General features: G+C 29.8%; 12 protein-coding genes, 5 tRNA genes and 1 other annotated feature. Of the genes, 1 reads left to right on the top strand and 16 read right to left on the bottom strand.

The window, feature by feature from the left end; translation table 11 throughout:
• Positions 1-17: 17 nt before the first annotated feature.
• The 4 genes from addA to FAY47_RS15390 form a co-directional block, all read right to left on the bottom strand.
• Positions 18-3722: a helicase-exonuclease AddAB subunit AddA gene (gene addA / locus FAY47_RS15405; RefSeq protein WP_143317791.1), complete on the bottom strand. Its 3705-nt coding sequence runs from the start codon at positions 3720-3722 to the stop codon at positions 18-20.
• Positions 3709-7140 (bottom strand): helicase-exonuclease AddAB subunit AddB, encoded by a 3432-nt coding sequence (addB, locus tag FAY47_RS15400; protein ID WP_143317790.1) that lies wholly within the window; start codon positions 7138-7140, stop codon positions 3709-3711. The genes addA and addB overlap by 14 nt, the downstream gene beginning before the upstream one ends.
• A gap of 151 nt (positions 7141-7291) precedes the next feature.
• Positions 7292-7382: transfer RNA gene (locus FAY47_RS15395), tRNA-Ser, on the bottom strand.
• A gap of 10 nt (positions 7383-7392) precedes the next feature.
• Positions 7393-7483: transfer RNA gene (locus FAY47_RS15390), tRNA-Ser, on the bottom strand.
• A 131-nt stretch (positions 7484-7614) separates the two neighbouring features.
• Here FAY47_RS15390 and FAY47_RS15385 point away from each other — a divergent pair.
• Positions 7615-8421: an HAD family hydrolase gene (locus tag FAY47_RS15385; RefSeq protein ID WP_143317789.1), complete on the top strand. Its 807-nt coding sequence runs from the start codon at positions 7615-7617 to the stop codon at positions 8419-8421.
• A gap of 35 nt (positions 8422-8456) precedes the next feature.
• On the opposite strand, the gene FAY47_RS15380 is transcribed toward FAY47_RS15385, so the two are convergent.
• The 12 genes from FAY47_RS15380 to FAY47_RS15325 all read right to left on the bottom strand — a co-directional run bounded on the left by FAY47_RS15380 (position 8457) and on the right by FAY47_RS15325 (position 16505).
• Positions 8457-8547: transfer RNA gene (locus tag FAY47_RS15380), tRNA-Ser, on the bottom strand.
• A gap of 133 nt (positions 8548-8680) precedes the next feature.
• Entirely contained in the window at positions 8681-9070 is a 390-nt protein-coding gene (gene panD / locus FAY47_RS15375; RefSeq protein WP_143317788.1) for an aspartate 1-decarboxylase, read from the bottom strand.
• A gap of 14 nt (positions 9071-9084) precedes the next feature.
• The gene (gene panC / locus FAY47_RS15370; RefSeq protein ID WP_143317787.1) at positions 9085-9930 is read right to left on the bottom strand and encodes a pantoate--beta-alanine ligase; all 846 of its coding nucleotides are present in this window, start codon (positions 9928-9930) and stop codon (positions 9085-9087) included.
• Positions 9931-9941: 11 nt separating this feature from the next.
• Positions 9942-10769 (bottom strand): 3-methyl-2-oxobutanoate hydroxymethyltransferase, encoded by an 828-nt coding sequence (gene panB, locus FAY47_RS15365; RefSeq protein WP_143317786.1) that lies wholly within the window; start codon positions 10767-10769, stop codon positions 9942-9944.
• A gap of 3 nt (positions 10770-10772) precedes the next feature.
• Positions 10773-11615: a Rossmann-like and DUF2520 domain-containing protein gene (locus FAY47_RS15360; protein WP_143317838.1), complete on the bottom strand. Its 843-nt coding sequence runs from the start codon at positions 11613-11615 to the stop codon at positions 10773-10775.
• A 203-nt stretch (positions 11616-11818) separates the two neighbouring features.
• A complete protein-coding gene (gene serS, locus FAY47_RS15355; protein ID WP_143317785.1) occupies positions 11819-13096 on the bottom strand; it encodes a serine--tRNA ligase in 1278 nt (425 codons plus the stop codon).
• A gap of 56 nt (positions 13097-13152) precedes the next feature.
• Positions 13153-13351, bottom strand: a binding site (T-box leader).
• Between the two features lie 61 nt (positions 13352-13412).
• Positions 13413-13643 (bottom strand): DUF1667 domain-containing protein, encoded by a 231-nt coding sequence (locus FAY47_RS15350; RefSeq protein WP_143317784.1) that lies wholly within the window; start codon positions 13641-13643, stop codon positions 13413-13415.
• A 24-nt stretch (positions 13644-13667) separates the two neighbouring features.
• Entirely contained in the window at positions 13668-15077 is a 1410-nt protein-coding gene (locus FAY47_RS15345; protein WP_143317783.1) for an FAD-dependent oxidoreductase, read from the bottom strand.
• A 30-nt stretch (positions 15078-15107) separates the two neighbouring features.
• Positions 15108-15617 (bottom strand): transcription repressor NadR, encoded by a 510-nt coding sequence (locus tag FAY47_RS15340; protein ID WP_143317782.1) that lies wholly within the window; start codon positions 15615-15617, stop codon positions 15108-15110.
• A gap of 23 nt (positions 15618-15640) precedes the next feature.
• Positions 15641-16138, bottom strand: a complete 498-nt coding sequence (locus FAY47_RS15335; protein WP_143317781.1) for an HD domain-containing protein — start codon at positions 16136-16138, stop codon at positions 15641-15643.
• Positions 16139-16348: 210 nt separating this feature from the next.
• Positions 16349-16424, bottom strand: a tRNA-Ala gene (locus tag FAY47_RS15330).
• A 4-nt stretch (positions 16425-16428) separates the two neighbouring features.
• Positions 16429-16505 (bottom strand) — tRNA-Ile (locus FAY47_RS15325).
• Positions 16506-16507 lie beyond the last annotated feature (2 nt).

Here is a 16507-nt window from a genome sequence, read left to right as displayed (position 1 = left end):
CTGTGAATTGCTTACTTTTAAATACTTATCTCTTTATCTAAATAAAATAAATATAAATAGGATTCTGAAACTGTTTTTCCTGTTATTTTTTTTAGAGCTTCTTTATAATACTTTATTTGTACAGAATATTTCTTTATCATATCCTCTTCATTTCCTTCTTGTACATAATCAGTCTTATAATCTACTAAAATTATATTATCCATTTCGTAAAAGAAACAATCTATAACACCTTGGAGTCTTACTTTTTCTTTCTCGATATTATTTGATAGTTCATTATCTATTTCTAATGGACTTATTTCAGTGTAAAAAGGTAGCTCTTTATACACCTTGCTTCCATCTTTAAAAGCTTTCAACAATCTTTTTCCTAAGTTACTTCTAAAAAAATTAAATATCTTTGTAGGATTAATTGCCTTATGTTCAGCCTCACTTAAAAGGTCATTGATTAATAATTCATTTAATTGCTCTTTTATTTCATCAACTGTATTAACCCTATTGAAGTAAATCCTCTGCATAACAAAATGAATTGCAGTTCCTTTTTCAGCAGAAGTAATACCTTTTTCCTCTTTAAGAAATTTAGGAATTATGTCTATTTTATCTTTAAAAAATTCACTACCCTCGTTAGTATCCAACTCTTCAAAATTCTTCTTTTTTAAATCTGATACAGAAAAATTACTTCTGATATTAGTCGCTTCTTTAAATTTATATCTAAACCCTAACCTTCTTTCAATCTCTTCATCTATCATTTCACAAGTTGAATTTATAAAAAGATTTTCTTTTCTTGTTTCATCTATGATTTCTAATGTATTTTCATTAACTAATTCTGATTTACTCCAAAACTTAATATTCCAAGATGATAGACTTTCTTTTATTTCTATACCTAAAATTCCTACTAAATCTCTAATCACTTCTCCATCTTTATGTTTAGCTAATGCCATCCCAATCCACTCTAAGTATGATTTTCCTTTAAGGACCTCTGAAGATTGTATGACCTCTTTATCTAAATTAGCTGCATTACAACATTTCTTTGCCCATTTCTCTAAATCTGATGCTGAGCCTGTAATTATAAGCTTTTCCTTTGCTCTTGTAAATGCTACATATAATATTCTCATTTCTTCTGATAAAGTTTCAAGTCTAATCCTTTGCTTTATTGCTTCTTTTGGCAAAGTGCTATGACTTACCCTCTTTTCCAGATCAATAAATTCAGGACCTAATCCAAGTTCTTCATGATATAGTATATTCTTATTCAAGTCCATTAAATTAAACTGTTTTCCAGATCCAGATAAAAATACTATAGGAAATTCTAATCCCTTACTCTTATGAATACTCATAATCCTAACTACATCTTCATTTTCCCCTAAAATTTTTGCGCTTCCCATATCTCCTGATGATTTTCTAAGCCTGTTTATGAAATTAATGAAGTTAAACAATCCTTTAAAACTTGTTTTTTCATACACTTCCGCCCTCTGAAATAGTATCCTAAGATTTGCCTGTCTTAATACTCCATTAGGCATAGCTCCTACATACCCATAGTAAGCAGTATCCATATACAAGTACCATATCAATTCATCTATCGGCATATATACCGACTTATCTCTCCATTCATTAAGTTTTTTAATAAAACGTAAGCACTTTTCTTTTAATACAATATCTTCTTTATATTCATCAGTACATATTAACTTTATATTTTCATAGAAATAGCCTTCTTTATTAATTAATCTTATATTGGCTAACTCTTCTACTGTAAAATTTAATATAGGTGACCTTAATGATGCAATTAAAGGCACATCTTGCATTGGATTATCAATAACCTTCAAAAGCGACATAACAGTTCTTATTTCTATTGATTCAAAATATCCTGAGCCAGTATCTGAATATACAGGAATACCTTGTGCTCCTAATTCATCTAAGAATATTTCTGACCAATTCTTAGTTGCTCTTAAGAGTATAACAATATCCTTATATGTAACTGGTCTATATTCTCCTGTTTCTTTATCTAATACCTTAAAAGTTTCCTTTTCTTTTCTAGACAGTAATTTCTTTATTCTTTTCGCTACAATTCTAGCTTCTATATTAATTGCCCCAACATCTTCTTCTAGTTCCTCACTTGCAACCTCTTCTTTGCTACTTTCATCAATACAAGAAGATTTATCAAACACATGAAGTTCAACATCTCCTCCAGTAACCCCTGTCTCCTCCAACAACTTATAATCAGCTCCTAAATTTAGTGCCTCTTCATCTGTGTAATCTAATTCTCCAACAACCTTGGACATTAGCTCTTTAAATACAAAATTAACTCCACTAATTACTTCAAATCTACTTCTAAAATTCTTATATAATTGTATTTTTCTATTTTTACCTTCATTCTTAGAATAAGTATTATACTTTTCTAAAAACAACTCTGGTTTTGCCTGTCTAAATCTATAAATACTTTGCTTAACGTCACCAACCATAAATACATTAGGGTTATCACTGTTTTTTCTTGATACTAAATCAATAATAGCTTCTTGAACATTATTTGAATCTTGATACTCATCAACTAAAACTTCATCAAAATGATCTTTAAAATTCTCTTTAACATTAACCTCTTCATTAGTTAATATTCTTAAACATAAATGTTCAAGATCATTAAAATCTAATGCTCCTTTACTCTTTTTGGCCTTAGAGAATCTCTCTTGAAACTCAATTACAAGGTTTGTAAGTTCTTTCATGTAAGTATATGACCTCTGTACACTTTTTAACATTTCATCTGGATTCGCTGAAAATATATCTTCTCTTATTTTTCCAATCTTCTTCTTTATGTCATTCCTAATTAACTTAACAGTTTCTTTTATACTATCATCCTCAACAGCACCTTTTTTTATTGTTTTAAGCTTTGAAAAACTTACATTAAATAACTTATCATAAATAGTATCTAAATCCTTATCTAAAGATTCATAAATTTCTTCTAATATTAATCTATCTGATTCTAAATTTTCCAAATACGGCTCCAAACCTACTGTATCATTACATATCTGAATAGACTTATAAACCATACTTATTAATCCATTAACTTCAATTTTAAGAGTTTCTTTAAGAACCTCAACCCAATTACTTTTAGAAAGTTCTTCTTTATCTTTAACATTAAAATCTTCTGCTTTTTCTCTAAGCCATACTTCTGGCCAAGGTCCACTCATTGAAAATCTATATAAATCTAATATTATATCTTTAAGTTTTCTATCGTCCCTTGAACCGCTATATGCTTCAACTAATGTTAAAAATTCATTATCTTCTTCTTCATACTTATCTTCAAAAAGTTCATCTATTACTTCACCTTTTAAAAGAACACCTTCTGTTTCATTTAGTATTCTAAATCCAGGATCTATGTCTATTACATGAAAATTATTCTTTATAACATCTAGACAAAATGAATGCATTGTCGTTATATTAGATCTACTTAATAAAGTTAATTGTTTTTGAAGATTTTTTGAGTTTGGTTTTCTTTCTAAAGCCTTAGTTATAGCACCTGCTATCCTCTCTCGCATCTCTGAAGCTGCTGCACTAGTAAAAGTAACGACTAATAATCTATCTATATCCACAGGGTTCTCTTCATTTGTTATAATTTGTATTATTCTTTCTACTAAAACTGCAGTTTTTCCAGATCCAGCAGCTGCAGCTACTAATAAGTTGCAATTTCTAGTTTCAATTGCATCTAACTGCTCTTTAGTCCATTTAGTTTCCCCCATTACCATAGCCTCCTTCTACTGTACTTTTTATCATATTCCAAACTTCATCTTCATTCTTTTTCAAGACTAACTTATATTTATTGTCTTTTATACTTGTATCAAACTGACATATAGCAGAATAATCACAATAATCACAATATGCTGTTGTCAAGTTCTTACAAGGCTCTATTCTTATTACTCCACTTAACATATCCTCACATAATTCTATCATTTTCTCATTTACATAATCCCTTAATATACTAAACTGCTCCTCTGTAATCACTGAACTATTTGATGAAAAATCCCCATCCTTTTTAAATGTAGCAGGAATAACCAATGAATAAGTCTCCATATCATTATCCATTGATCTAACCAATTCAGCATCTTTAAGTAATAACCCATTCATTTTAAGTTTTTGAAGCACTTGCTCTCTTACTTGATCTTCCTCAAGATCACCTTTGCTTTTAATAATAGGATCATCTATCCTAAAATATAATATAGCCCCTGGAATAGCCTGCTTATTCAGTATATACTTAGAATTCTTAATTATTGCATCTAAATACACTAAAAGTTGAATTTGTAATCCATAATATAATTCATTTAAATCAAATTTCTTTGCTCCGGATTTGTAATCTATTATTCTTATATAAGTGTTTCCATTCATATCTAAAGAATCTATTCTATCAACTCTACCAGTTAAAAACACATCTTCTCCTGAAGGTAAACTTATTTTAATTGGAGCTCCATCATTAAAACTTCCAAACACAAATTCATTACTAAATATCTCAAATTGCCCTTTTCTCATTTGTTCTGCTATTATTGATACAGACTTAGTGATAACTCTCTTAAATCTGTCTGTAAAATACTTATATCTTTTACTACTATTTAATATAGAATTACTATTCTCCTTTAGCTTTGCTTGAACAAGTTCACCAACTATAATTCTACACTTATCTGCATTTAACTCGGACCACGATATCTTCTCACCTTTTACACGTTTAGTAAATTCATCCAGTATGTCATGCATAAATGAACCTAAATCAGGAGCTGAAAACTCATATACCTTTCTATCCTTTGCTTTAAGACCATATTGAACGAAATAGGAAAACGGGCATTCTGCATACATTTCAAGCCTAGAGACACTAAATAATAGTCTTCCACTATCTGTACTATATAAATCTTTTATCTTGCTTGTAGACATAACTTCTGCTGCATTGTTATAATCCAACCCATTAAGTATATTTCCTGACTTATTTTCAAATTCCTCTTTATCTTTATACCAAGCATATACCTGATCCCAATAATCCTCAATTTCTTCCATTTCATAGTTTTTTCTCAAGGCTAATATAAGATTGTTAAATGTCGGAATGGGGGCAACAACATTAGCATACTTGTCTTTCTTATCTCTTAAATTATATAAATCACTTTCTTCAATTAACTTTGTAAAAATTCTCTTCATCTTAGGAACTATTATAGATGGTCTTAAAGATTTTCCTTCAAAATCAGCCATTGGATAACTAATCATTAAATAGTTACTAGCTAAAGTTAATGCAGTATACACCATAAATTGTTCTTCAAACACCTTTGACTTAGTAGTTGATGATAATTCTACTCCAATGTCTTTTAATATATCTCTATCTCTATCTGAGAGTATTCCCTCTTCTTTATTAGCAGCAGGTAAAACTCCATCATTTACCCCCACGATAAATAAAGCTTTTACTTCTCTCCCTTTAATCCTAGCTATATCTCCGATATTTACTTGATCTAACGCTACTGGTATAACTCCTATCTCTTTACTCGCAAACCCAGAATTTATTATTTTATAAAATTCTTCTATACTCAAATTATCTTGCCCCATTACTTCTACAGCTTGATTTAAAACATCTAAAACAATTTCAGAAACTTGTTCATATTCCTTAACTTTATTATTTATCCCCTTATCTTCAAAATCTTTTATCCAAGATTCTATTCTATTAAAGATATCTAAACTAACTAAAAATTCATATACTGATTTACAAACCTCTCTTATACTCTTATTTTTTTCCATATCTTTATGAAACTTTATAAGAGGTCTTCTAACCCTTTCCATAATTTCAATGATTTCATTTTCTTCTGATTCTTCATGAAAATTTAAATTACCAGTCCACTTAAATCCTTTTATTCCATTAGCCAACACATAATTCTCTAGTATATCTATCTCTTCTCTATCTATATCAGTTAATCCACTCTTTAGATATTTAAATACACTTTCATAAGACCAATTTTTTAGATATACTTCAAATGCTGATAATATTATTACAACCATTGGGTTATCTAAGATATCTATTTTTTTATCTAAGAAATATGGAATTTCATACTCATTAAATATTACACTAGCAATTTTCTCGTATTCATCTATATTTCTGCACACTAAAGAAATATCTCTATATCTATAGTTTTCATCTCTAACCAACCTAATTATCTCTTTTGAAACAGTTTCTATCTCATCATAAGAGTTATTAGCTTTGTAAAGCCTTATATCCTCCATAGGACTTATATATCCCTTAAATGGATAGGTAAAAAAATATCTTTCCAAATGACTAAGTTCTTTGCTATTTCTAAATCTATAAGGCTCTTCTTCATTAAGATTAATTGGCTTAAGATATCCAATATTGTTTTCCTTCATCATATTTAGTATTCTTAGCTCGGTTGACTTAATAACATTAAATATATCCGTAATTTCGCTGCTATTTCCCTTATTTAACTCATCCATGCATAGAGTAATGTTCACAATTTTGCATTGGCTAGCCAACCTTTTTATTACCTCCATCTGCTGTGGAGTGAATGTAGTAAATTCATCTATCCATATTTCGGCTCCTTCATATACATTACAGCTTCTAAGTTTTTCTGCTAATATTGTTAACTCATCATCTCCATCAATTAAGTTTTCAGCTATATTTCTATTAAAACTTTCATAAATTACTGATAAATCTTCTAACTTATCATGAAGTTCTCTATCTTCAACATTTTTCAAATTATCTCTAATTATCTCTGGAGTAATATTATACTTTTTAAACTCACTTATAGTATCTGATATTATATCTGTAAAACCTTGTTCCTTAGATATTCTATTAAAATATAATAACTTTTCATCTGACTGCTGAAGAATTTTATGAATAAGCATACTTCGACCTGAATCTTTCATTCTATCGTTAACTCTGCCACCACATTGTTCAAAAATTCTTTGAGCCATTCTTTTAAAGCTTAAAACTTCTGTCCTAAGTAAAGCTTTCTCTCCAACATTTCTAAGAAGCAATGTTTCTCTCTGAAATGTATATTGTTCAGGAACTATATATATTAACTTATTTTCTTCTATGCTTTCTATTTTCTTTTTAATTTCCTTTAAGCAAAAATAACTCTTCCCACATCCTGCTCTTCCATAGATAAACCTTATTCCCATAGCATTAACTCCTAAAACTTATACTTTTTCCTAAAAATAAAAGAGTCCTATTAAAGGACTCTAAACTAATTATAATTCTATTTTACTACTTTTCTATTTTATAATACATAATTATTTAAAATAAAAAGCACCTATTTATATAGATGCTTTTTGGCGGAGAACAAGGGATTCGAACCCTCGCACCAGTTTCCCGGCCTACTCCCTTAGCAGGGGAGCCTCTTGAGCCACTTGAGTAATTCTCCAAATAAATTATGGCGGAGAGACAGGGATTCGAACCCTGGGTACCCGTGAAGGTACGCCGGTTTTCAAGACCGGTGCCTTAAACCAACTCGACCATCTCTCCATAACTTACTTAGCTATTGTACCAACATTCTAACCTTATGTCAACACATTTATTAAAATTTTTTCAAATTATTCTTATCTACAATACTTTTCTATTATATAATAAAGTATCAGTAATTTAAGGAGGTAATTATGAATTTATATATTTCAGATTTAGATGGAACCTTACTTAACTCTCAAGCATTAGTTTCAGATAATAGCAAGAACCTTTTAAATAGGGCTCTAAATAAAGGAATTAATTTTACAATAGCTACCGCACGTACACCTGCTACTGTTGTTAATATATTAAAAGGTATAAATATAACCCTTCCTATAGTAACTATGAATGGGGCTACTATCTATGATATTAAAACTAATAAATATTTTTATTATTTGACTATTGAAAGAAAATTAATTTCTACATTACAAAATATTATTGCAGAAGAAAATTTAAATGCCTTTATATACTCAATAAAAGATGATCATATTTTCGTGTATCATAATATTTTAAAGCACCCTTATCAAATAAAATTTTATGAAGAAAGAAAAAACACAATTTATAAAACTTTTGTACAAAAAGCACCTCCTGAAAACCTAGATATACTTTACTTTACTATTATGGACTATGAAGATAAAATTAATTCTCTTTATTCTAGAATACAACATATTCCTGGCTTATCTTTAGTTAAATATAGAGATACTTACGATAAAAAAATTATGAATCTTGAAATATATCATAGCTCTGCATCAAAAGCTAATGCAATAAACCATTTAAAGAACTATTTCTATTTTGACAAGCTTATATCCTTTGGAGATAACTTAAATGATATTCCAATGTTCAGAATTTCGGATGAGTGTTATGCTGTTAATAATGCTGTTGATGAACTTAAAAATATTTCAACTTCAGTAATTGAAAGCAATTTAGATGATTCCGTAGCAAAATTTTTAAATAGTTTATAATAAAAAAAACCTCAACATTAATTGTTGAGGTTTTTTGGCGGAGAGACAGGGATTCGAACCCTGGGTACCCGCGAAGGTACGCCGGTTTTCAAGACCGGTGCCTTAAACCAACTCGACCATCTCTCCATAACTTACTTTGCTATTATACTAATATTTTATACTATTTGTCAATATTTTTATTCCATAAAATTTAAAATGGATTTTATCTAAATAATTCTAATATAAAGCTTAACTATTTAGAAAAATCCATTTAAGAATATTAATTATCCTCTAACTTTCCATGCTTTTCATATCTGGATATTTTATTTATCTTATTTTCATCGTCAACAAATACAACATGTGGCTTATGAGTTTTAGCCTCTTCATTATTCATTTCACAATAAGCCATTATAATTATTCTGTCTCCAACTTGAACACATCTAGCCGCAGCTCCATTTAAGCAAATTAAACCACTACCTCTTTCTCCTGCTATTGTATATGTTTCAAACCTTTGTCCATTATCTATATCTACTATTTGGACTTTTTCATATTCTAAAATTCCTGCTGCATCTAATAAATCCATATCTACAGTAATACTTCCTACATAATCTAGTTCAGCTTGTACCACCTTTGCTCTGTGTATTTTCCCTTTTAACATTGTTACGTTCATTTCTATAACCCCCACTATATTTCAAAAATAAAGTTATCTATTAATCTAGTTTTTCCAATATATACAGCAATAGCTACCAACACAGGCTTTTCTATAGTTTCAACATCCTTCATTGATAATAAATCGACTATTTGAACATAGTCTATCTTTGCTAATTTCTCACTCTCTATATTTCCCTTTATCAACTCTATAATATTTCTACTATTTCTTTCTCCTGAGTTTATAGCTTCTAATCCTAACTTTAATGACTTACTTAATATTACAGCGGCTCTTCTTTCTTCTTTACTTAAATAAGTATTTCTAGAACTCTTAGCTAATCCATCCTCTTCTCTTATTATTGGACAACCAACAACTTCAATATTTAAATTTAAATCACTAACCATTCTCTTTATAATGGCTAATTGTTGTGCATCTTTTTGTCCAAAATAAGCTTTATCTGGAGCTACTATATTAAATAATTTAGTTACAACTGTACAAACTCCACCAAAATGCACTGGTCTACTTTTTCCACATAAGTTCTCAGTAAGTCCTGTCATGTTAATTGATGTACAAAACCCTTCTGGATACATTTCTTCTCTTTGAGGTGTAAAAATAACATTTACTCCTGAATCAGAACATAAGCTACTATCCCTTTCTAAATCTCTAGGATAACTTTCTAAGTCTTCATTTGGTCCAAATTGAGTAGGATTAACAAAAATACTTACTACAACCCTATCATTTTCTTCTACTGCCTTATCGATAAGGCTCTTATGTCCTTCATGTAAATATCCCATTGTTGGCACAAAACCTACAGTTAAACCTTCTTTTCTCCACTCTCTTACAGCATCTCTAACTTCTTTAATAGTACTTACTACCTTCATACTTCTCACCCCTAATACAACTTTTCTATAACATCTTCATCTATTTTGAAACTATGAATTTCTGCTGGAAAAACTCCATCTTTGACTTCTTGATCGTAACTTTTAAAAGCATTTTTCATTACTTCACCTACGTTTGAGTATTTTTTAACAAACTTCGGTGTAAAATCAGAAAATAAACCTAACATGTCTTGATAAACTAATATCTGACCATCACAATGAACTCCAGCACCTATTCCTATAGTTGGTATAGATAATTGACTAGAAATAAGCTTTGTTAATTTTGCTGGCACACATTCTAGTACTACAGCAAAAGCCCCTGCTTCTTCTACAGCTTTTGCATCTTCTAAAAGTTTCTTAGCTGTCTCTTCACTTTTTCCTTGTACCTTAAATCCTCCAAATGCATTTACAGACTGTGGAGTAAGTCCTATATGTCCCATAACAGGTATTGATGCATTAACTATTGCTCTAACGCTTTCTGCAACTTCTTTTCCTCCCTCAAGTTTTACTGCTTGAGCTCGTCCTTCTTTTATTAATCTACCTGCATTAATAACTGCATCATAAACTGAGGCTTGATAAGACATAAAAGGCATGTCTGTAACTACTAATGCGTTCTTTGTCCCTTTTGCAACAGCTCTTGAATGATGTATCATATCTTCCATTGTTACAGATAGAGTATCCTCATACCCTAAACAAACCATTCCTAATGAATCTCCAACTAAAATCCCATTAATTCCCGCTTCATCAATTACCTTCGCTGTTGAATAATCATAAGCTGTTAACATTGTTATCTTTTCATTTCTTTGTTTAGATTCCTTAAACGTTATACTAGTATTCTTCATAATCTATTCTCCAATCATATTTTCTATCTTTTCATAGCACTTATCTTGATTTTTTATCATTGCTATTTTTAACAATTTTTTTGACATTAATTTATATAATTCTCTATCTTCATTATTTAAATGATTTATATGCTTCTCAATTGTGCCTATATCATTTCTTTCAACAGGTCCTGTCAAACTATTAATTATACCTTTAGATCGAATGTTAGAGACATTATTATTAATTAATGGATACAATGCTTCAATAGCCTCCTTTTCATTAAATCCATATTCACTTAAAAGAATAACAGCCTCTTCCACAAGAGCTATAAAATGATTACTTGCAACTACGGAAGCTAGATGATATCTTGCTTTATCTTTATTTGTAATAATTTTAGTCTTATTCCCTAACCTGACAAACATATCATTAACTAAATTGATATATTTAACCGACCCCTCAATTGTTATAAATGCTTCTTTTAATCTTTTATGAGAATTATATTTATCGCTGATTGCGAACATTGGATGGATTGAATAGCCAAATGCGTTATGGCTTTCAATATTAGAAAATACTCCTGAAGATAATGATCCACTACAGTGGCAAATGATTTTATTTTTAATCGACAACTTATCTATGCTATCCCATATTTCTTCTATAACTCCATCTGGAGTCGTAATGAAAATAGTATCACATTCTTCTATAAGTTCTTCCATATTTTCAAAGAACTTAGTACTTGTAAATCTTGCTGCTTCTTTTGCAGAATCTGAATTTTTGCTATAGTACCCAACAACCATTAAGTTATTTATACTAAAATACTTTCCTAAGGAAAATCCTACTTTTCCTGCTCCTATAAACCCTATCTTTATGTTATCACCTCCAAAACTAGAGTGTGACACTTTCTAGTCCCATTCCTATATGGATATGAGCTGTCTAAAATAACAAATCATTATCTGGTGTAGCTTTCTATAAAAATACCACCCACTCTTAGAATTTAACATATTTATATATGTATTTCAATATAAAAAACCAGCTTTTATTTTTATAATAAAAACTGGCTAATTAATCATTACTATTTTATTACATCACATCTTAAGTATGACTTTAACACCTCTGGAACTAAAACACTTCCATCTTCTTGTTGATAGTTTTCTAATATAGCTGCAACTGTTCTTCCAATGGCCACACCTGACCCGTTTAGAGTATGTACAAACTGTGGTTTATCTTTTGGAGTTTCTTTATACTTAATATTTGCCCTTCTTGCTTGGAAGTCTTCAAAATTAGAACAACTTGAAATTTCAACATATCTACCATAGCTAGGCATCCATACTTCTATATCATACTTTAACGCTGCTGTAAATCCTAAATCCCCTTTGCATATTCTAACTATTCTATAAGGTAGTCCTAATCCTTGAAGTACTGATTCAGCATCTTCTACAAGCTTATTAAGTTCATCATAACTATCTTCTGGCTTACAGAACTTAACTAACTCAACTTTATTAAATTGATGTTGTCTTATTAATCCTCTAGTATCTCTTCCAGCAGACCCTGCTTCTGCTCTAAAACAAGCTGAATAAGCTGCATGCTTAATTGGAAGATCATCCCCTATTAAAACTTCATTTCTATACATATTAGTCACTGGAACTTCTGCAGTTGGAATTAAGAAATATCCATTATTCTCAACCTTAAATGCATCTTCCTCAAACTTTGGTAATTGTCCAGTCCCTGTCATACTATCTCTATTAACCATATAAGGAGGAAGTACTTCTGTATATCCATTCTCTATTGTATGTTTATCTAGAAAATAGCTAATTATAGACCTTTCAAGTCTAGCTCCAAGACCCTTATAAATAGTAAATCTTGAACCAGCTACCTTGCCCCCTCTTTCAAAATCTAAAATATTTAATTCTGTTCCTATATCCCAGTGTGCTTTTGGTTCAAACTTAAACTTAGTTATCTCTCCCCAAGTTTTTATTTCAACATTATCTTCATCTGTTTCCCCTTCTGGAACTTCTGGATTCGGAATATTAGGTATTCTTAACATGATATATTTTATTCTTTCGTCAATTTCGGCCACTTTTATATCAAAAGCCTTAATTTCATCACCTAATTCTCTCATTTCTTCCATTACAGATGTAACATCTTCTCCAGCCTTTTTCCTTTTAGGTATTTCAGCTGAAACTTGATTTCTTCTTCCTTTTAATTCTTCAACTTTTACTAGTATTTTTCTTCTTTCTTCATCTAAAGAAATTACTTCATCTATTACTGAAGAATCAAAATCTTCTCCTCTATTTGTTAATGCCTTTTTAATTCCTTCTGGATTAGTTCTAATTCTTTTTAAGTCTAACATTCTTTTTCCTCCTCAAATTACTAAAATAAATATAAAAAAAGAGCCCCTTCCCTTAAAAAAGGGACGAAAGACTCCGCGTTGCCACCCTAATTGATAGAATAAATTTATCCTATCCTCTTAATTAATTTAACGATTTCCCGTTCTGCTCATCACAGACCCTCCAAGGTGGATTCATAATAACAAATTATTAGTTTGCACCAAACACTAACTCTCTTAAAATTAAATCATTACTACTAGCCTTTTCAAAGGTTTACTATTTTATTATATTAACTATATAACACTTTTCTAGTCCTTGTCAATATTTTACTAAGGCATTTTATTGTTTTTCAATATTTTTAGTAGATATTATATCGACCCCAGTATTAAGTATATTTCTACATATAACATCTCCTATATATATTGGAGTGCCTACATATATTCTACCCAATACCTTGGAAAACTGAACAAATAGTTCTCTGTCAACTGCTTCGCTACTTTTTATAGAAACAACTCTATGTTTACTATCTCCCTTTATTCTAACTAAACTAGTAAATACTTCTTTCAATATAGATATCCCCCTTATTATAAGTATTTATACTTCATCAAATTCTTTTATCCTATTAAGCCAAACCTTAGAATCCTTTGAATCCTCCACTATATCGGTTGGCCTTTTATCCATCTCTCTAGCTAAAATATTTATTATTTTCCTCACACAATATGATCCATGACAATTTCCTAATGCTGCACCTGTTCTTCTTTTAATACCTTGAACTGTTCTAGCTCCTAGAGGTCTTCTTATTGAATCAATAATCTCTCCTTCAGTTATTTCATTACATACACAAACTATATTTCCATACCTCTTATCTACTGATATTAACTCATTTCTTTCTTCATTATTCATATCTCTAAATCTGTATATTTCTCTTCTTTTATCTATGAAATCCTTTTTTTCAGTAGTTTTCAAATTATATGCTATGGATATACTTATGCTTTGTGCTATTGCAGGTGCAAGTGTTATTTTCCCATAATGAGTACCTGTTACTCTTATATATCCATTGCTTAAATGCTTATCATCTATAACCATAGAATCTTTCTTATACGTATCACTAAATATATTATTTACATTACTTTTATCCATCCCAGGAACTATCATATTGGCATAATCTATGCCATCATCTATATTTACTGCTCTAGGATTCTTTATTCCTATAATAGATCCTCCAGATAAGTTTGGTATATTAATTACAAATGTTTTCTCGTCTAATACCTTTATTACAACTTTATCTAAAGGATTATCCATGTTATCATCTATTAAATAATAACTCATGTTTTTTGAATCTTCTTTATCATCTATAATATCATTTTTCTTTATACTTTTTCCGTCAACATACATTTCATTCGCTATAGTATCAACTACTACTCTACAAGTAAATTTATTTTTATTTGTGGTCACTTTGAATCCCTTATTAATGTTACTTATTTCTATTACTTCTTCCTCAAATCTAAAGTTAACTCCATTCTCAGCAGCAACTTCGGCATATGCTATTGCTAAATCATATGGAGCTATTATAGCAACATTTTCCGAATACAATGCCTTCTTTACATCTATTTTTAAATTGTTGTCTATCTCCAATGCTTCTTTTCCATCCACTAATTCAACATTGCTTATTTTTCTATTCTTAGCCCTTTCATACATCTGTTCTATCCCTTTAATGGCAATTTCACTATCAGTTACTCTTAATGCGCCTATTTTTTTATATGGCACTTTAAATTTAGAACAGGCTTTTTCTATTAGTCTACTCCCTATGTTTTCTAATGATGCCATCACAGGATCTGAAGTTTCTGATCCATCGTAGACTACTGATGTATTTACAAATGATATATCATCTGCTATATCATAATCCTTTTCAATGAGTGCTATATTTAAATTATACTTTGACATTTCATAAGCCACTGAACACCCTATTATTCCTCCACCTAAAATTAATACATCATAATCCATAATATACCTCCACATAAACGTCAAATTTAGCTATTCTATAATAAAACCATTCATTTTTAGTTCTTTTAAAATATTACTCATATTCTCTTTTGTATCAGTTGATATAGTATGAATATGAATTCCATCTGTTAGTAAAGATAATAATTTGGCCTCATTGCTTCTGTATTTTACCAAGAACTTATCTAATTCATTTAAGTTTTTTATCATTAACATCCCTTTAATTTCACCGTATAATGGATGTTCAACTATAACATCCTCGACAATCCCTCCATATTTTATTATAATATTAAGTTCTTCTGCTAATCGACTATCATCATGTACTACTGCTATTATTTCCTTCACCCTATTTTCTTCTCTACCTATTATGTATCCGTCCGGGGTTGCTATTATTTTATTGCCTTTTGCTCTTAGTATCGCTACATCCTTAACAATAATTTGCCTTGTTACATTATATTTTATAGCTAATTCAGTCCCTTTAATTGGCTTATTACTTTCTATTAAGTTTTTTAATATTTGCTCTCTTCTATCATTCGAATTCATAATTAATTACCTTCCCTCATTAACTAATTACTATCATCACATTCTTTTACTATCTTCAAATATACATTTGTTCCTATATCTTTCCCATGATGTTTTCTAATAGCCTCTATAAATTCATCATCATACTTATGTATATTTCTTAACAACTCAACTGATTTTTTTGGATGGTTATAATATATATCTATTTTTTTACTAAAATTATATCTTTTTAATCTCCCTTTGGTCATCTTATCAAGAATAACAATTAATGATTTATCTATTATATTTAAGTTTCCTAACGATTTTCCAACATCATGTAGTAAAGCTATTTTAGCTAGTTTTTCCTTATCTACATCCCTTAAGATGGATTTGCTTAAGGCATCTTTACATACTCTTATTGAATGATGTTTTTCTGATTTACTCAATTTATTAAACAAATTTTCTTCATCGTTATTTAAATACTTCTTAATAACACTTATATCTATTGGTTTAAACTTAGATGCAATTGCCCACATAAATTGTTTAACTCTATATATAACCATAGTAATGATCTCTCCTAATACTAATTATCTATTATTAATAATAACATTATGAACATATATTATCAATTTTATATACTTGCTAAATTTACTTTAGTATTAACATTCAAGTTTCAATGTTAAAAGTGTAGTTTCTATATTCATTAAGTTATCTACCATTCTAAGTAAACTAAAAAAAGAAGTTATGAATTTATCATTCATAACTTCTTTATATGGTGGAGATAAAGAGATTCGAACTCTTGACCCCCTGCGTGCAAGGCAGGTGCTCTCCCAACTGAGCTATACCCCCAAAATGGTGGACCTTCAGGGACTCGAACCCCAGACCTACCGGTTATGAGCCGGTTGCTCTAACCAACTGAGCTAAAGATCCAA

Source organism: Clostridium sp. HBUAS56017 (assembly GCF_007115085.1).
Classification (GTDB): domain Bacteria; phylum Bacillota; class Clostridia; order Clostridiales; family Clostridiaceae; genus Clostridium; species Clostridium cibarium.
This window is presented reverse-complemented; position numbering and strand designations above follow the sequence as displayed.